The organism is Streptomyces sp. NPDC031049, assembly GCF_055571015.1.
Genome location: NZ_JBVIGC010000025.1, coordinates 68,712 through 85,589 on the forward strand (window position 1 = coordinate 68,712; position 16,878 = coordinate 85,589).

14 protein-coding genes are annotated in these 16,878 nt (G+C 72.3%); 8 read left to right on the top strand and 6 right to left on the bottom strand.

The window, feature by feature from the left end; all coding sequences use genetic code 11:
- Positions 1 to 25: 25 nt before the first annotated feature.
- From gcvT to ACZ45Q_RS31295, 4 genes are all read left to right on the top strand, one after another.
- Positions 26 to 1,144, top strand: coding sequence for a glycine cleavage system aminomethyltransferase GcvT (gcvT, locus tag ACZ45Q_RS31280; protein WP_468267541.1), 1,119 nt, complete (start codon positions 26 to 28; stop codon positions 1,142 to 1,144).
- A 140-nt stretch (positions 1,145 to 1,284) separates the two neighbouring features.
- A complete protein-coding gene (gene gcvH, locus ACZ45Q_RS31285; RefSeq protein ID WP_468267543.1) occupies positions 1,285 to 1,662 on the top strand; it encodes a glycine cleavage system protein GcvH in 378 nt (125 codons plus the stop codon).
- A 12-nt stretch (positions 1,663 to 1,674) separates the two neighbouring features.
- Positions 1,675 to 2,937 carry a serine hydroxymethyltransferase gene (gene glyA / locus ACZ45Q_RS31290; protein WP_468267545.1) on the top strand — a complete coding sequence of 421 codons (1,263 nt, stop codon included), beginning with the start codon at positions 1,675 to 1,677 and terminating at the stop codon, positions 2,935 to 2,937.
- 94 nt (positions 2,938 to 3,031) lie between these two features.
- Positions 3,032 to 4,399, top strand: coding sequence for an L-serine ammonia-lyase (locus ACZ45Q_RS31295; protein WP_468267547.1), 1,368 nt, complete (start codon positions 3,032 to 3,034; stop codon positions 4,397 to 4,399).
- A gap of 120 nt (positions 4,400 to 4,519) precedes the next feature.
- Here the strand turns inward: ACZ45Q_RS31295 and ACZ45Q_RS31300 are convergent, their stop codons facing one another.
- Positions 4,520 to 4,732 carry an EF-hand domain-containing protein gene (locus ACZ45Q_RS31300; RefSeq protein ID WP_468267549.1) on the bottom strand — a complete coding sequence of 71 codons (213 nt, stop codon included), beginning with the start codon at positions 4,730 to 4,732 and terminating at the stop codon, positions 4,520 to 4,522.
- A gap of 58 nt (positions 4,733 to 4,790) precedes the next feature.
- Here ACZ45Q_RS31300 and ACZ45Q_RS31305 point away from each other — a divergent pair, with 58 nt between their 5' ends.
- Entirely contained in the window at positions 4,791 to 5,474 is a 684-nt protein-coding gene (locus ACZ45Q_RS31305) for a GNAT family N-acetyltransferase (protein WP_468267551.1), read from the top strand.
- A 15-nt stretch (positions 5,475 to 5,489) separates the two neighbouring features.
- Here ACZ45Q_RS31305 and ACZ45Q_RS31310 read toward each other — a convergent pair whose 3' ends face one another.
- The 5 genes from ACZ45Q_RS31310 to ACZ45Q_RS31330 all read right to left on the bottom strand — a co-directional run bounded on the left by ACZ45Q_RS31310 (position 5,490) and on the right by ACZ45Q_RS31330 (position 10,483).
- Positions 5,490 to 6,107 carry an ADP-ribosyltransferase gene (locus tag ACZ45Q_RS31310; RefSeq protein WP_468267553.1) on the bottom strand — a complete coding sequence of 206 codons (618 nt, stop codon included), beginning with the start codon at positions 6,105 to 6,107 and terminating at the stop codon, positions 5,490 to 5,492.
- A gap of 133 nt (positions 6,108 to 6,240) precedes the next feature.
- Entirely contained in the window at positions 6,241 to 6,744 is a 504-nt protein-coding gene (locus tag ACZ45Q_RS31315; RefSeq protein WP_468267555.1) for an ATP-binding protein, read from the bottom strand.
- 252 nt (positions 6,745 to 6,996) lie between these two features.
- The gene (locus tag ACZ45Q_RS31320) at positions 6,997 to 7,764 is read right to left on the bottom strand and encodes an enoyl-CoA hydratase/isomerase family protein (RefSeq protein ID WP_468267557.1); all 768 of its coding nucleotides are present in this window, start codon (positions 7,762 to 7,764) and stop codon (positions 6,997 to 6,999) included.
- Between the two features lie 88 nt (positions 7,765 to 7,852).
- Positions 7,853 to 9,097 (bottom strand): L,D-transpeptidase, encoded by a 1,245-nt coding sequence (locus ACZ45Q_RS31325; RefSeq protein ID WP_468267559.1) that lies wholly within the window; start codon positions 9,095 to 9,097, stop codon positions 7,853 to 7,855.
- A 159-nt stretch (positions 9,098 to 9,256) separates the two neighbouring features.
- Positions 9,257 to 10,483, bottom strand: a complete 1,227-nt coding sequence (locus ACZ45Q_RS31330) for a L,D-transpeptidase (protein ID WP_468267561.1) — start codon at positions 10,481 to 10,483, stop codon at positions 9,257 to 9,259.
- Between the two features lie 154 nt (positions 10,484 to 10,637).
- Between ACZ45Q_RS31330 and glgX the strand changes: the two genes are divergently transcribed.
- The 3 genes from glgX (at position 10,638) to ACZ45Q_RS31345 (ending at position 16,875) form a co-directional block, all read left to right on the top strand.
- Positions 10,638 to 12,890, top strand: coding sequence for a glycogen debranching protein GlgX (glgX, locus tag ACZ45Q_RS31335; RefSeq protein WP_468267563.1), 2,253 nt, complete (start codon positions 10,638 to 10,640; stop codon positions 12,888 to 12,890).
- Between the two features lie 194 nt (positions 12,891 to 13,084).
- Complete coding sequence (locus ACZ45Q_RS31340) at positions 13,085 to 15,025, top strand: ABC transporter ATP-binding protein (RefSeq protein ID WP_468267565.1); 1,941 nt, start codon at positions 13,085 to 13,087, stop codon at positions 15,023 to 15,025.
- Positions 15,022 to 16,875, top strand: a complete 1,854-nt coding sequence (locus ACZ45Q_RS31345; protein WP_468267567.1) for an ABC transporter ATP-binding protein — start codon at positions 15,022 to 15,024, stop codon at positions 16,873 to 16,875. The genes ACZ45Q_RS31340 and ACZ45Q_RS31345 overlap by 4 nt, the downstream gene beginning before the upstream one ends.
- The last annotated feature ends 3 nt before the right edge of the window (positions 16,876 to 16,878 follow it).

Consider the following 16,878-nt stretch of genomic DNA (forward strand, 5'->3'; position numbering starts at 1 on the left):
TCATGCCCTGGGAGACGACCGACCGATGAGCAGTACCGAACCCCGCCGCACCGCGCTCGATGCCGTGCATCGTTCGCTCGGCGCGACCATGACCGACTTCGCCGGCTGGGACATGCCGCTGCGCTACGGCTCCGAACGCGACGAGCACACCGCCGTGCGCACCCGGGCCGGTCTCTTCGACCTCTCGCACATGGGCGAGATCACCGTCACCGGCCCGGGGGCCGCCGCGCTGCTGGACTACGCGCTGGTCGGCAACATCGGCGGCGTCAAGCCCGGCCGCGCCCGCTACACCATGATCTGCCGCGAGGACGGCGGCATCCTGGACGACCTGATCGTCTACCGGCTGGCGGACACCGAGTACATGGTGGTCGCCAACGCCTCCAACGCCCAGGTGGTGCTGGACGCGCTGACCGAGCGCGCCGCCGGCTTCGACGCCGAGGTGCGCGACGACCGGGACGCCTACGCGCTGCTCGCCGTGCAGGGCCCGGAGTCGCCGGGGATCGTCAAGAGCCTGACCGACGCCGACCTGGACGGGCTGAAGTACTACGCGGGCCTGCCCGGCACCGTGGCCGGCGTCCCGGCGCTGATCGCCCGCACCGGCTACACCGGCGAGGACGGCTTCGAGCTGTTCGTGAAGCCGGAGCACGCCGTGGAGCTGTGGCAGGCGCTGACCAAGGCGGGCGAGACGGCCGGCCTGGTCCCCTGCGGCCTGTCCTGCCGGGACACGCTGCGCCTGGAGGCGGGCATGCCGCTGTACGGGCACGAGCTGACGACCTCGCTGACCCCGTTCGACGCCGGCCTCGGTCGGGTGGTCAAGTTCGAGAAGGAAGGCGACTTCGTGGGCCGCGCGGCGCTGGCCGAGGCCGCCGAGCGCGCCGCCTCGCAGCCGCCCCGGGTCCTGGTGGGCCTGGTCGCCGAGGGCCGCCGGGTGCCGCGCGCCGGGTACGCGGTCGTGGCCGGCGGCGAGGTGATCGGCGAGGTCACCTCGGGCGCGCCGTCGCCGACGCTGGGCAAGCCGATCGCGATGGCGTACGTCGACGCCGCGCACGCGGCGCCGGGCACGCCCGGGGTGGGCGTGGACATCCGAGGCAGCCACGAACCGTACGAGGTCGTGGCGCTGCCGTTCTACAAGCGCCAGAAGTAGACACTGGGCCCGCGGGGTACCGGCGTACGGTCCGCCCGGCGCCGCCCCGCAGGTGTCCCGCTCATCACCGGTGACCGCGGTTCCGACCCGTCACACCCCCACTCACCAGCATTTTTCCCGCGTACAGGAGAATTCAGGCCATGAGCAACCCCCAGCAGCTGCGCTACAGCAAGGAGCACGAGTGGCTGTCGGCCGCCGAGGACGGCGTCTCGACGGTCGGCATCACGGAGCACGCGGCCAACGCGCTCGGTGACGTCGTCTTCGTCCAGCTCCCCGAGGTCGGCGACACCGTGTCCGCGGGCGAGACCTGCGGCGAGCTGGAGTCGACGAAGTCCGTGTCCGACCTGTACTCCCCCGTCTCCGGTGAGATCACCGAGGTCAACGAGGACGTCGTCAGCGACCCGTCACTGGTGAACTCCGCGCCCTTCGAGGGCGGCTGGCTGTTCAAGGTGCGCGTCACCGAGGAGCCGGCCGACCTGCTCTCCGCCGACGAGTACACCGCCTACGCCGCCGGCTGAGGAGTCACGCCGATGTCCGTCCTGAACACCCCCCTGCACGAGCTCGACCCCGACGTCGCCGCCGCCGTCGACGCCGAGCTGGACCGCCAGCAGTCCACCCTGGAGATGATCGCCTCCGAGAACTTCGCGCCGGTCGCGGTGATGGAGGCCCAGGGCTCGGTCCTGACCAACAAGTACGCCGAGGGCTATCCGGGCCGCCGCTACTACGGCGGCTGCGAGCACGTCGACGTGGTCGAGCAGATCGCCATCGACCGGATCAAGGCGCTGTTCGGCGCCGAGCACGCCAACGTGCAGCCGCACTCCGGCGCCCAGGCCAACGCGGCCGCGATGTTCGCGCTGCTCAAGCCCGGCGACACGATCATGGGTCTGAACCTCGCCCACGGCGGGCACCTGACCCACGGCATGAAGATCAACTTCTCCGGCAAGCTGTACAACGTCGTCGCCTACCACGTCGGCGACGACGGCCTCGTCGACATGGCCGAGGTGGAGCGGCTGGCCAAGGAGTCCCGGCCGAAGCTGATCGTGGCCGGCTGGTCCGCCTACCCGCGGCAGCTGGACTTCGCCGAGTTCCGCCGGATCGCCGACGAGGTCGGCGCGTACCTGATGGTCGACATGGCGCACTTCGCCGGTCTGGTCGCGGCGGGTCTGCACCCGAACCCGGTGCCGCACGCCCACGTGGTGACGACCACCACCCACAAGACGCTGGGCGGCCCGCGCGGCGGTGTGATCCTGAGCACGGCCGACCTCGCCAAGAAGATCAACTCGGCCGTCTTCCCCGGTCAGCAGGGTGGTCCGCTGGAGCATGTGGTCGCCGCGAAGGCGGTCGCCTTCAAGGTCGCCGCGAGCGAGGACTTCGCCGAGCGCCAGCGTCGTACGCTGGAGGGGGCCCGCATCCTGGCCGAGCGCCTGGTGCGGGACGACGCGAAGGCCGCGGGCGTCTCCGTCCTCACCGGCGGCACGGACGTCCACCTGGTCCTGGTCGACCTGCGCGACTCGGAGCTGGACGGCCAGCAGGCCGAGGACCGTCTCCACGAGGTCGGCATCACGGTCAACCGCAACGCCGTGCCGAACGACCCGCGTCCGCCGATGGTGACCTCCGGTCTGCGCATCGGCACGCCGGCCCTGGCGACCCGCGGCTTCACCGCCGAGGACTTCGCCGAGGTCGCGGACGTGATCGCCGAGGCCCTCAAGCCGTCCCACGACGCCGAGGCCCTCAAGGCCCGGGTGAAGGCCCTGGCCGACAAGCACCCGCTGTACCCGGGTCTGAACAAGTAACGAACAGGCTGTCGGGGCGCAGGGCCGCCACAAGCGAGCGCCTGCGCCCCGCACCGCCTCCCCCTCTGCACCACCCCCGTATTGAGGAGTCACCGTGGCCATCTCGGTCTTCGACCTGTTCTCGATCGGCATCGGCCCGTCCAGCTCCCACACGGTCGGCCCGATGCGCGCGGCCCGCATGTTCGCCCGGCGGCTGCGCAACGAGGAGCTGCTGACCTCGGCCGCGAAGGTACGGGCCGAGCTGTACGGCTCCCTCGGCGCCACCGGCCACGGCCACGGCACGCCCAAGGCGGTGCTGCTCGGCCTGGAGGGCGACTCACCGCGCACGGTGGACGTGGAGACGGCCGACGAACGCGTCGAGACGATCCGGACCGCGGGGCGCCTCAGCCTCCTCGGCGAGCACGAGATCCCGTTCTCCTTCGACGAGGACATGGTCCTGCACCGCCGCAAGGCCCTCCCCTACCACGCCAACGGCATGACCCTGTGGGCGTACGACGCCGAGGGCACCGAGCTGCTGTCGAAGACCTACTACTCGGTGGGCGGCGGCTTCGTCGTCGACGAGGACGCGGTCGGCGCCGACCGCATCAAGCTCGACGACACCGTGCTGAAGTACCCCTTCCGCACCGGTGACGAGCTGCTGCGCCTGACCCGGGAGACGGGCCTGTCCATCTCCGCCCTGATGCTGGAGAACGAGCGGGCCTGGCGCAGCGAGGACGAGATCCGCGAGGGGCTGCTGGAGATCTGGCGGGTCATGCGCGAGTGCGTCTCGCGCGGCATGTCCCGCGAGGGCATCCTGCCGGGCGGCCTGAAGGTCCGCCGGCGCGCCGCCAACACCGCCCGCAAGCTGCGCTCCGAGGGCGACCCGCAGGCTCTCGCCATGGAGTGGATCACCCTCTACGCGATGGCGGTGAACGAGGAGAACGCCGCCGGCGGCCGGGTCGTCACCGCCCCCACCAACGGCGCGGCGGGGATCATCCCGGCGGTGCTGCACTACTACATGAACTTCGTGCCCGGCGCCGACGAGGAGGGCGTGATCCGCTTCCTGCTCGCCGCCGGCGCGATCGGCATGCTGTTCAAGGAGAACGCCTCCATCTCCGGCGCCGAGGTCGGCTGCCAGGGCGAGGTCGGCTCGGCCTGCTCGATGGCGGCGGGCGCGCTCGCCGAGGTGCTGGGCGGCAGCCCCGAGCAGGTGGAGAACGCCGCCGAGATCGGCATGGAGCACAACCTCGGCCTGACCTGCGACCCGGTCGGCGGCCTGGTCCAGATCCCGTGCATCGAACGCAACGGCATGGCCGCCGTCAAGGCGGTGACCGCGGCCCGGATGGCGATGCGCGGCGACGGCAGCCACAAGGTGTCCCTGGACAAGGTCATCAAGACCATGAAGGACACCGGCGCCGACATGTCCGTGAAGTACAAGGAGACGGCGCGGGGCGGGCTGGCGGTCAACATCATCGAGTGCTGACAGCGGGCCCCGACGACCCACCGGACCGGAACGCGGCCGACGGCGCGACCGGGGCGGTACTGCGGACGTGGGCCGGGGGCTGCGCGAGGCGCGCCCCCGGCAAGCGTCGTCAGCCGGGCGTCACTTGTTCAGGTACGTCCAGAACTCGTCGAAGGACATCTGCTTGTCGCCGTCGAGGTCGCGGCTGTTGATGATGGCCTCCGCGACGGACTCGGTGACGTTCCAGTCGCCGCCCTGGGCGAGGGCGGCCTTGAACTCCGCCGGGGTGATGTAGCCGTCGCCGTCGGCGTCGATCCGGTCGAACTGCTTGCGTGCTTCTTCGATGTCCGCCACCGATCCGCCCCTCATTTCATGCTTCGATCGTCCTACTGACGCAGGTCAGACTAACGGTATGGCCGGACGCCCAGGCGGGCGGCAGGGGGTCGGGGAGGTCGTGGTGACGGGCAGGCTGCGGGATGTCCTGGAGGCGGCGGCGCGCGGGGTGTTCCCGCCGGCGGACGGCGGCACCACCGTGGTGCCGCAGTGCTGCGGGCGTGACGCGGGGGTGCTGGCCTTCACCGCGCACTCGGTGGTCTTCACGGACGAGGACCCCGAGTGGGTGCGCGCGACGCTGCGCGCACTGGACTGCGATGCCCTGGCCGCGACGATGAACCCGCGGTTCCTGGCGGCCTTCATGGAGCGGACCGGGCGCGGCTGCGACACGATCGACGTCATGACGGTGGCGGCCCCGCTGGAGGGGGAGCCGCAGGTGGCGCTGGAGGAGGTCGGGGACCCCGCCCACCCCCGGGTGGTCAGCTCGCGGCGGCGCCGCGACGACGTGCGGGTGTGGACGGCCGACGGCGGTGTCCTGGTGCTGGGGCGCGGGATCGCCGGGCGGCTGGAGGTCGCCGTCGAGGTGGCGGAGGACGTACGGCACCGGGGGCTGGGGCGGGCCCTGGCGACGGCGGCCCGGCAGCTCGCCGGGGGCGAGCCCGTGTGGGCGCAGGTGTCCGCGGGGAACGCCCGCAGCCTGCGGGCGTTCCGGGCGGCCGGGTATCTGCCGGTGGGGTCGGAGGCGCTGCTCAGCCCCCGGTAGGGCGGCGTGGGCGGGTCAGTGCCAGGGCTTGTAGTGCGGGTTGCTCTCGCACTCGCCCATGATCTCGACCTTGGTCTCCTTGTCGACCGGGCAGACGCCGATGATGTACTGCCGGTCGATGCCGCCGGGGAAGGCGACCTCCTGCTGGTCGGCGTACTTGTGGGAGTCGCCGATGGTCTTGTTGACGTCGATGCCGCCGGGGGCGTCGATGTAGTAGTTGTGGCCCGCCTTCCACCACTTCTTGTACAGGTCGTGGTCGTAGGTCGTGGACACGTACGGCGAGGGCTGGTTGACCAGGACGTACTTCTCCAGGTCGTACTGGCCGTTGACCACGTCCTTGGGGTGGAAGCCCTGCTGGAAGACGACCGCGGGGCCCCGGCTGTCGCTGCGGTAGAGGGTGCCGCAGGTGGTGCGCCAGACGGGTTCCGGGGTGATGCGGCCGAGGTCGACGCGGCGGTCGGCGGCGGCCTTGAGCTTGTCGTCGAAGGTGGGGCAGGCCGGCGCGACGGCCTTCGCGGGGGCCGTGGTCCCGGTGGGCGTGGTCCCGGTGGGCGTGGCGGCCGAGGTGGTGAGGACGGCCGCGAGGGACAGGACGGCGGCGGCGGAGCGGCGCCGCAGACGAGTGGTGATCATGGTGAGTACGATCACGGGTCCGCGGCGGCGGACGGTGGACCGTCACCCTTGGGTGGCGTGTTGGTGAACTCCGCTCACCCCTGCGGGAGATGCCGTTGTCCGGCGGTGCGGCGGCCGGGCCGGTGGACGCCGGCTAGCGGTCCGCGACGCGCATCTCGAACCACGTGGTCTTGCCGCGCGGCAGCAGGTCGACCCCCCAGCGGTCGGACAGCTTGTCGACGAGGAAGAGGCCGCGTCCGCTGATGTCCAGGTCCTGCACCGGCATCAGGCACGGCAGCCCGCGGGAGGGGTCGCGGACCTCGATCCGGACCCAGCCGGGCCGGCGCCGCATGCGCAGGCCGAAGACGCGTGCGCCGGTGTGCCGGACGGCGTTGCCCACGAGTTCCGAGACGAGGAGGACGGCGTCCTCCGCCAGTCTGGGCGGGAATCCCCACTGCCGCAGGATCACCACCTGGGCCAGCCGGCGGGCGGTGGCCGCGGACTCGGGACGGGACGGTAACGGAACCTCGTCCTCCGTCGGGTTGCCGAACAACTCCAGCGCCTTCAGCGCCCGTTCGTCCTCGACCGCCGGCGACCAGCGCGCCGCGGCCGCACGTCCGGCTCCCCGCGGCTGTTCCGTACCCTCCAGCCCCGCCATGCCACCATGATGGCCGTCAACGAGGCGCTCCGGGGCGGTTCCCGGGGAATACACCCCCCGGAAGCCTTCATTCCGGTCGAGTCCTTCGACATATGCCACAGGCATCTCAGGGTCGGCTGAAACCTTGCCGACCTGCGGCTTCGGCTCGGCTGGGGGCAATCGACGGGCTCCCTCGACGCAGCAGACTTAAGGTTGCGTTAAGGCTGCCATAAACCGCTCCATCGAGGGACCCGTATCAGACATCGCGTCAACTCAGAGGAACTTGGCCTTGCCCGGGCCCTCCTCGACGAAGCTGCGCATCCCGCGTTCCCGGTCCTCGGTGGCGAACAGTCCCGCGAACCAGTTCCGTTCGACCGCGAGGCCGGTGTCGATGTCGGTCTCCAGGCCGGTGTCGACCGCCTCCTTCGCCGCGCGCAGCGCGATCGCCGGTCCCTGCGCCAGGCGCGCGGCCCAGGCGTGGGCCTGCTCGTACACCTCGGCGGCCGGGACCACCCGGTCCACCAGGCCGATGGCCAGCGCCTCGTCGGCCCTGACCTGCCGGCCCGTGAAGATCAGGTCCTTGGCCTTGGACGGGCCGACCAGCCGGGACAGGCGCTGGGTGCCGCCCGCGCCCGGGATCAGCCCGAGCAGGATCTCCGGCTGGCCCAGCCTGGCGTTCTCCCCGGCGATACGGAAGTCGGCGCAGAGCGCCAGCTCGCAGCCGCCACCGAGCGCGTACCCGGTGACCGCGGCCACCACCGGCTTGGGGATGCGGGCCACCGCGGTGAACGAGTCCTGGAGGGCGCGGGCGCGCAGGACCATCGCCGCGTGGTCCATCACCTGCATCTCCTTGATGTCCGCACCCGCGGCGAACACCTTCTCGCCGCCGTAGATCACCACGGCGCGCACGTCCTCGCGCCGGGTGGCCTCCTCGGCGAGTTCCTTGAGCCGGTCCTGCGTCGCGATGTCCAGCGCGTTCATGGGCGGACGGTCCAGGCGCAGCGTGCCGACGCCGTCGGCCACTTCCAGATGTACGGTCATGCCAGCAGGTTAACGGCCACTAACGGCGTCGGCCCCGGTGCCGTACCTCACATCGAGGGCACCGGGGCCGTGCTGTCGTGGGGAGGGCTCAGGCCTTCCACCGCTCCCACGGCATGTTCCAGCCGTTGAGCCCGTTGTCCGGGGCCACGGTGGCGTCGTTGGAGTTCTTCACGACGACCACGTCGCCGATCATCGAGTTCTCGAAGAACCAGGCGCCGGGCGCCTTCTCGTCCCAGCCGCCGCGCACGTCGCGCAGGCCGATGCAGCCGTGGCTGGCGTTGTAGTTGCCGAAGGCGTCGCCGCCCCAGTAGTTGCCGTGGATGAAGGTGCCGGAGGTGGTCAGGCGCATGGCGTGCGGGACGTCCTTGATGTCGTACTCGCCGCCGTAGCCGACGGTCTCGCCGTTCATCCGGGTCACCGCCAGCCGTTCGCTGACGACCATCTGGCCGTTCCAGGTCTCCATGCCGGCCTTGCCGGTGGTGACCGGGATCGTCTTGACGACCTTGCCGTCCCGTTCGACCGTCATCGTCAGCTTCTTGACGTCGACGACGGAGACCTGGCTGCGGCCGACGGTGAAGGAGACGGTCTTGTCCTGCTCGCCGTAGACGCCGTCGCGGCCCTCGACGCCGTCGAGGTTGAGGTCGACGGTGACCTTGGTGCCGGCCTTCCAGTACTTCTCGGGCCGGAAGTCGAGGCGGTCGTTGCCGAACCAGTGGCCCTCGACCTCGACGGCGGGCTCGGTCCTGATGCGGATGGCCTTCTCGACGTCCTCGGGGTTGGTGATGCCGCGGGTGAAGCGGAGGGAGAACGGCATGCCGACGCCGACCTTCGAACCGTCCTCGGGGGTGAAGTGCCCGATGAAGGTGTTCTTCGGCGTCAGGGTGGTGAAGCGGGAGTCCTCCGCGGCGGTGCGTCCCGCGGAGTCCTTGGCGACCGCGTGCACGGTGTAGGTGGTGGCGGCCGCCAGGTGGGTGGACGGCGTCCAGGTGGTGCCGTCGCCGGACAGCTCGCCCTCGATCCGCTCGCCGTCGCCGTCCTTGACGACGACCTCGGTGAGCTTGCCCTTGGTGGCGGAGACCTTGAGGGCACCGCTGGTGTCGACGGACTCGGCACCGTCCTTCGGGGCGATGCTCACGACGGCCTCGGACTGCTTGCTCTGCGCCGCGGTGGAGCCGGCGCCCCCCTTCGCCTTGCCGTCGCCCGCCCCCGGGCCGGTTCCGCCCCCGCCGCACGCGGTCACCGCCAGCAGCAGCGCCCCGACCGCCAGCGCCGACAGCCTTCTTCCCCGTCCCCGTATGCCGGCCGACGCCTCCGATATCGGACGCACGTTCAAGTCGTCTCCCCTCGCCGGGCCCGGTGAGGCCCCCTCCCCTGTGCGCCGCAGTGCGCAGAAGCGCATGGTATCCGCAGGCCAGGGGCGTGGATCCCGGGGAGATTGTCACTGTTCCGTACCGAGTTCGGCGCCGGACGATCACTCGCGCGCGACCCGCCGTCATGTGATCGCGCTGCCGGCCTTCCACTTCTTCCAGCTCATGTTCCAGCCGCCGAGCCCGTTGTCCGGCGCCACCGTCCGGTCCTTGCTGCCGACCACCTCGACGACGTCGCCGACGAGGCTGCGGTCGAAGAACCAGCCCGCCGGGGTGTCCGCGCCGCCGCCCTTGACGTCGCGCAGGCCGATGCAGCCGTGGCTGACGTTGTCCCGGCCGAAGACGTCCTCGTCCGCCCAGTAGTTGCCGTGCAGGAAGGTGCCCGAGTAGGTCAGGCGCATGGCGTGCGGCACGTCCGGGATGTCGTACTCGCCGCCGAAGCCGACCGTGCGGCTGTTCATGCGGGTGACGTCGAGCATCTCGGTCACCACCATCCTGCCGTTGTAGGTGGTGGTCTTCGGAGCGCCCGCGGTGACCGGCACGGTGGCCACCAGTTCGCCGTCCCGGCGGACCTTCATGGTCTTGCGGGCCGCGTCGACCACGGAGACCTGGCTGCGGCCGACGGTGAAGGAGAACGTCCGGTGCTGGAGCCCGTACACCCCGGGCGCCCCTTCGACGTCCCGCAGGCGCAGGCCGACGGTGACCTCGGTGCCGGGCTTCCAGTAGTGCTCGGGGCGGAAGTCGAGCCGGTCCTTGCCGAACCAGTGCGGGCGGACCTCGACGGCCGGCTCGGCGGTCACGGTCACGGCGCGCTCGACGGCGGCCCGGTCGGTGATCTCCCGGTTGAACTCCAGGGAGACGATCATTCCGGTGCCGACGACGGAGCGGTCCTCGGGGGCGACGTAGCCGATGAAGCGCTCCTCGGGGACGTACGTCGTGAAGGTGGCGTGCCGGGCCGAGCGGCGGCCGTCGCCGTCCAGGGCGACCGCGTCGACCGTGTACTTCGCGGCGAGCGCGAGCCGCTCGTCGTCCGGCACCCAACGCCGGCCGTCGGCGGAGATCCGGCCCGGCACCGGGGTGTCCCGGGCGTCCTGCGACCTGACGACCTTCACCGACTCCAGCCGCCCCTCGGTCACCCGGACGGACAGCTTCCGGCCGGGTCGCACCGCCTTGCTGCCGTCGTCGGGGGTGATCCGGATGGCTTCCCCGGGGCCGGGGGGCTTGCCGAACACGTCGCCGATCCCGGTGCCGTCCGAGGTGCAGCCGACGGCCCCGGCCAGCAGTCCCGCCCATGTCAGTACGGCGGCCAGTGCGGCCCCCGCGCGCCGCGCGCGCCCAGTTACGTGCCTCACATCCACCGGTAACGACGGGTGCGTCCTGGGGAAACGTGAGTGCGAGCCAAGCGGTGGGCAGAACTGTGGGGAGGACGACGCGACGGGGAGCCGCGGCCGGGACGCCGTGCGCTCTGCTTCGGGGTTCGTTCCACGAGCCGCGGGAGGCTGACAGGTGTCCAGCGCAGCCGAGCAGGAGGCGGTGGCCGGCGATCGGGCCGCCGAGGACGGACGGCCGTCCGCCGCCGTCGTCAACGGCGTGCGGCGGGCCGCGCCGCCCCCGGCCGTGCCCGCGTGGCCGGGCACGCCGGTGCCGCTCGGTGCCCGGTTCCGGACCGGCCCGGACGGGGTGGCGGGCACCAACTTCGCCCTGTGGGCGGGCGGTGCCGAGGCGGTCGACCTGTGCCTGTTCGACGACGACGGCGCCGAGCGCCGGGTCCGGCTCACCGAGCTGACGCACGAGATCTGGCACGGCTTCGTGCCGGGCGTGCTGCCCGGCCGGCGCTACGGCTACCGGGTGCACGGCCGCTGGGACCCTTGGACCGGCGCCCGCTGGAACCCGGCGAAGCTGCTGCTCGACCCGTACGCGCGCGCGGTGGACGGCGACTTCCGGCTGCCGCCGGAGGTGTACGGGCACGTACGGGACTGGCCGGAGCAGCATGTGGCCGACACCGTGCGCGACGACCGCGACTCGGCCCCGTACGTGCCCAAGGGCGTGGTCGTCCATGACGACGACGACTGGGCGGACGACCACCGGCCCAAGACCCCGTGGGCCGACTCGGTCATCTACGAGCTGCACGTGCGCGGCTTCACCCGGCTGCACCCGGGCATCCCCGAACACCTGCGCGGCACGTACGCCGGACTCGCCCACCCGGCGGCGATCGAGCACCTGGTGAACCTGGGCGTCACGGCGGTGGAGCTGCTGCCGGTGCACCAGTTCGCGCACGAGGACCATCTGCTGCGGCGGGGCCTGAGGAACTACTGGGGCTACAACTCCATCGGCTACTTCGCCCCGCACGCCGCCTACGCCGCCTCCGGCACCCGCGGCGAGCAGGTCGGCGAGTTCAAGCGGATGGTGCGCGCCCTGCACGCGGCCGGCATCGAGGTCGTCCTCGACGTCGTCTACAACCACACGGCGGAGGCGGGCGAACTGGGCCCGATGCTGTCGCTGAAGGGCATCGACAACCGCGGCTACTACCGGCTCCAGCCGGACGCGCGCAGATACGCCGACTACACCGGCTGCGGCAACACCCTGCACGTCGTCCAGCCGCATGTGCTGCGCCTGATCACGGACTCGCTGCGCTACTGGGTGACCGAGATGGGCGTGGACGGCTTCCGCTTCGACCTGGCGGCGGCGCTGGCCCGCTCGATGCACGACGTCGACATGCTCTCGCCGTTCCTCGCCGTCATCGCCCAGGACCCGGTGCTGCGGCGGGTGAAGCTGATCGCCGAGCCCTGGGACGTCGGCTCCGGCGGTTACCAGGTGGGTGCGTTCCCGCCCCTGTGGACGGAGTGGAACGACCGATACCGCAACGCCGTGCGGGACTTCTGGCGGCACGCCCTGCCCGACGTGCGGGAGATGGGCTACCGGCTGTCGGGCTCCAGCGACCTGTACGCGTGGGGCGGGCGGCGGCCGTACGCGTCGGTCAACTTCGTCACCGCGCACGACGGCTTCACCCTGCGCGACCTGGTGAGCTACGAGCGCAAGCACAACGAGGCCAACGGCGAGGGCAACCGGGACGGCACGGACGACAACCGGGCCTTCAACTGCGGCGCGGAGGGCGAGACCGACGACGAGCAGGTGCTGGCCCTGCGCCGCCGGCAGCTGCGGAACCTGCTGACCACGCTGCTGCTGTCGACGGGCGTGCCGATGCTGGTCGCGGGCGACGAGCTGGGCCGCACCCAGCGGGGCAACAACAACGCCTACTGCCAGGACAACGAGATCAGCTGGGTGGACTGGAGCCTGCTCCAGGAGCCGGGCTGGCGGGCGCTGTTCGAGCTGACCTGCCGGCTGATCCGGCTGCGTCACGAGCATCCCGTGCTGCGCCGCCGGGCCTTCTTCTCCGGCCGGGCGCACTCGGCGGACGGCCTGCGCGACCTGGCCTGGTTCACCTCGCGGGGCACGGAGATGGAGGAGCGGGACTGGTACGCGCCCGCCGCCACGCTGGGCATGTATCTGTCCGGGCGGGACATCCCGGGCCGGGACGAGCGGGGGGCGCCGATCGTCGACGACAGTTTCCTCGCCGTACTGCACGCGGGTGAGGGACCGGTGCGCTTCGTGCTGCCGGGCCCGCCGTGGGCGGAGCGCTACGAGGTGGTGGTGGACACCGGCCGGGAGGAGCAGGGCGAGGCGCCGGGCGAGACCCACCCGGCGGGCGCGGAGGTCACGGTGCCGGGGCGGACGGTACTGCTGCTGAAGGCGCGGTGACGGGCCGAAGCGAACGGTGCCGCTCTCGAAGGCGCGGTGAGGGGGCCGGGGCACCGTCCGGCGTGCGGGCGCGCACCGGCTCGCGCCCGGCGCGCGCGGTGATGCGAACGGGCAGGTCGTAGGACCATCGGCCGACCGCGGTCCGGCCAAAACTCGGTGGGCAGTGTCAGTGGCGATCCGTACTCTCACTGCTGATGCCCACGACACCCGCGCCCGCCGGCCCCCTGCCCGCCGAAGACCGGTCCGCCGTCCGCACGTTGCTGCGGCTGTGGCCGTACGTGCGGCCCGTGCGGGCCCGGCTGGTCACCGCGGCGTTCGTCGCGATCCTCGCCTCCTGCGTGGGCCTGGTGATCCCGCTCGTCCTGAAGTGGCTGGTGGACGGTCCGGTCGCCGACCGGGACCCGGCGGGCGTCTGGCTGGGCGCGCTGTACGTGCTGCTCCTCGGCATCGGGGAGGCGCTGCTGTTCGGGCTGCGGCGGTGGCTGGTCGCCCGGCCGCTGGCCGGGGTCGAGGCGTCGATGCGGGCGGCTCTGTACCGGCATCTCCAGCGGCTGCCGGTAGCCTTCCACGACCGCTGGCCCTCGGGGCAGTTGCTGTCGCGCGGCACGACGGATCTGATGCTGCTGCGTCTGTTCCTCGCCTTTCCGCTGACGTTCCTGCTGGTCAACGGCGTGACGATCGTCGTCGGTGTGGCCATCATGCTGGTGCAGGACTGGACGCTGGGCCTGGTGATCCTGGGGCCCGCCGTGCCGGTGCTGGTGCTGTGCGTGTACTTCGAGAAGCGGTACGCCGAGGTGGCCCGGCTCGCCCAGGACCAGGTCGGTGATCTGACGACGGTGGTCGAGGAGAGCGTGCTCGGCATCCGGATCATCAAGGGGTTCGGGCGGCACCGCAGCCAGGCGCGGGCGTTCCGCGACCTGTCGAAGACGCTGCGGGGCACGGAGCTGCGCAAGGCACGGCTGCTGGCGTCCCTCTGGGCGGTCATCGTGACACTGCCGGAGATCGCGATCGGGGCGGCGCTGGTGGTCGGCGCGGTGCAGGTCGCCGACGGGGCGCTGTCGGCGGGCACGCTGGTGGCGTTCCTGTCCACGGCGCTGGCGCTGCGATGGCCGGTGGAGTCGATCGGGTTCCTGCTGGCGATGAGCCAGGAGGCGGCGACGGCCACGGAGCGGTACTTCGAGGTGCTGGACGCCGAGCCGGAGTCCGACACCGGCACGGCTGCGGGTGCTCGTGCCGCCGGGGCGGCCGTAGCGGCGGGCGCCGGGGCGGCCGTAGCGGCGGGCGCCGGGGCGGCCGTAGCGGCGGGCGCCGGGGACACCGCCCGGCCCGTTCGGGCACGGGGGACGGCACCTGGCGGCGCCGCGCCGCGCACCCGTGGGCGCGCCGAAGCCCCCGACGGCATCCGGTTCGAGAACGTCCGGTTCCGTTACCCCGACGCCGATCCCGCCTCCCCTCCCGTCCTCGACGGAGTCGACCTGCACATCCGCTCCGGCGAGTCACTCGCCCTCGTCGGCGCGACCGGAAGCGGCAAGACGACGCTCACCGCGCTGATCCCGCGGCTGCACGAGGTGACCTCGGGGCGGATCACGCTGGACGGCGAGGACATCGCGGCCATGCCCCGTGAGGAGCTGCGCGCCAAGGTCGCCGTCGCCTTCGAGGAGCCCACCCTGTTCTCGGCGAGCGTCGGGGAGAACGTGCTGATGGGCGCCGGCGAGGGCGCGGGCGGGGCCGACCTGGAGCGCGCCCTGTCCGTCGCCCAGGCCGACTTCGTGCACGCCCTGCCGCAGGGCACCGCCACCCAGGTCGGCGAGCAGGGCCTGAGCCTGTCCGGCGGGCAGCGGCAGCGGCTGGCGCTGGCGCGGGCCGTGGTCGGGCAGCCGGGCTTCCTCGTCCTGGACGACCCGCTGTCCGCGCTGGACGTGCACACCGAGGCCGCCGTCGAGGCCGCGCTGCGCCGGGTGCTCGCCGACACCACCGCGCTGATCGTCGCGCACCGTCCGTCCACCGTGCTGCTCGCCGACCGCGTCGCCCTGCTCTCCGGCGGCCGGATCACGGCCGTCGGCACCCACCAGGAACTGCTGCGCGGCAACGCCGAGTACGCCCATCTGATGTCCGGGCAGGAGGAGGACCGATGACGGCGCCCGCGACGACCGCGCCCCCGCAACAGCCGCCTGCCGGCGAGGCGCCCACGGCCGGCGACCCCTTCGACCGCGACGTCCTGCCCACACCGCCGGGCGCCACCGGTGCGCTGCTGCGCTCCCTGCTGGCGCCGCTGAAGGCCCGGGTCGCGCTCACCACCCTGATCCTGCTGCTCCAGCAGGCGGCCGTGCAGGCCGGCCCGCTGCTGGTGGCGTACGCCATCGACCACGCGGTCCCGGCGTTCCGCGACCGGGACCACGGGCCGCTGATCGCGGTGGGCGCCGGCTATCTGCTGTGCGCGCTGGCGGGCGGCGGGCTCCAGTACGCGTTCATCACCGCCTCCGCCCGCGTCAACCAGGACGTGCTGCTGGACCTGCGGGGCCGCATCTTCCGGCACGCGCAGGCGCTCAGCGTCGACTTCCACGAGCGCTACACCTCGGGCCGGCTGATCTCCCGCTCCACCACGGACGTCGAGTCCCTGCGCGAGCTGCTCGACGAGGGCCTCCAGGAACTGGTCACGGTCGTCCTCTCCTTCGTCTACATCGCGGCGCTGCTGCTCTGGCTGGACCTCGGGCTCGGCGGTGTGGCGGTGGCGTCGTTCGTGCCGCTGTACGGGCTGGTCCGGCTCTACCAGCGGCGCGCGGGGCGGGTCTACCGGCAGCGGTCCACGGCGATCGCCGCCGTGATCGTGAAGTTCGTGGAGACGATGAACGGCATCCGGCCGGTGCGCGCCTTCCGCCGCGAGGCCGCCAACGACGCCGCCTTCGCCGTCCTCAACCGGCGGCACGAGCGCACCAACGGCGACGCGCTGCTGGAGATGGCCCGCTATGTGGTCGGCTCCCGGCTGGTGGCCAACACCGCCGTCGCCGGCATCGTGCTGTGGGGCGCCTACCGGGTCGCGGACGGCACGCTGGCGCTGGGCGTGCTGGCGGCGGCGGTGCTGTATCTGCGCCGCCTGTACGACCCGATCGACCGGCTCGGCATGTTCCTGAACTCGGCCCAGTCGGCGGGCGCCTCCCTGGAGAAGATCGCGGGTCTGCTGGCGCAGACGCCGTCCGTGCCGGAGCCGTCGGCGCCGAAGGAGCTGCCCTCGCCGAAGTCGGAGCACCCCGGCCGCGAGGTCGTCTTCGACGGCGTCCGCTTCGGCTACCGCACCGGCGGCGAGGTGCTGCCCCGCTTCGACCTGACGATCCCCGCCGGGCAGACCGTCGCGGTCGTCGGCTCCACCGGCGCCGGCAAGTCGACCCTGGCCAAGCTGCTCGCCCGGTTCTACGACCCCTCCGACGGGCGGGTCCTGCTGGACGGCACCGACCTGCGCGACCTGGCCGTGCCCGAGCTGCGGCGCGGGGTGGTGATGGTGACGCAGGAGGCGTTCCTGTTCTCCGGCACGGTCGCCGACAACATCGCCATCGGGCGCCCGCAGGCCGGCCGGGAGGAGATCGAGCGGGCCGCGAAGGCGATCGGCGCCCACGACTTCATCAGCGCGCTGCCCGACGGCTACGACACCGACGTACGCAAGCGGGGTGGCCGGATCTCCGCAGGTCAGCGCCAACTGGTAGCGTTCGCCCGGGCGTTGCTCGCCGACCCGGCGGTGCTGATCCTCGACGAGGCGACCAGCTCGCTGGACCTTCCGGGTGAGCGGGCGGTGCAGCGGGCGATGGCGACGGTGCTCAAGGGCCGTACGGCGGTGGTCATCGCGCACCGGCTGTCGACGGTGGAGATCGCCGACCGGGTGCTGGTCATGGAGCACGGCCGGATCGTGGAGGACGGCTCCCCGGCCGAACTGATCGCGGGCACGGGCCGGTTCGCCGATCTGCACCGGGCGTGGCGGGACAGTCTGGCCTGACGG

Excerpts from the sequence above, each read along its gene's own strand:
- ACZ45Q_RS31315 (WP_468267555.1), bottom strand. The coding sequence starts at position 6,744 with ATGGCGGGGCTGGAGGGTACGGAACAGCCGCGGGGAGCCGGACGTGCG.
- ACZ45Q_RS31320 (WP_468267557.1), bottom strand. The coding sequence starts at position 7,764 with ATGACCGTACATCTGGAAGTGGCCGACGGCGTCGGCACGCTGCGCCTG.
- gcvT (WP_468267541.1), top strand. The coding sequence starts at position 26 with ATGAGCAGTACCGAACCCCGCCGCACCGCGCTCGATGCCGTGCATCGT.
- gcvH (WP_468267543.1), top strand. The coding sequence starts at position 1,285 with ATGAGCAACCCCCAGCAGCTGCGCTACAGCAAGGAGCACGAGTGGCTG.
- glyA (WP_468267545.1), top strand. The coding sequence starts at position 1,675 with ATGTCCGTCCTGAACACCCCCCTGCACGAGCTCGACCCCGACGTCGCC.
- ACZ45Q_RS31340 (WP_468267565.1), top strand. The coding sequence starts at position 13,085 with ATGCCCACGACACCCGCGCCCGCCGGCCCCCTGCCCGCCGAAGACCGG.
- ACZ45Q_RS31310 (WP_468267553.1), bottom strand. The coding sequence starts at position 6,107 with ATGATCACCACTCGTCTGCGGCGCCGCTCCGCCGCCGCCGTCCTGTCC.
- ACZ45Q_RS31305 (WP_468267551.1), top strand. The coding sequence starts at position 4,791 with ATGGCCGGACGCCCAGGCGGGCGGCAGGGGGTCGGGGAGGTCGTGGTG.
- ACZ45Q_RS31345 (WP_468267567.1), top strand. The coding sequence starts at position 15,022 with ATGACGGCGCCCGCGACGACCGCGCCCCCGCAACAGCCGCCTGCCGGC.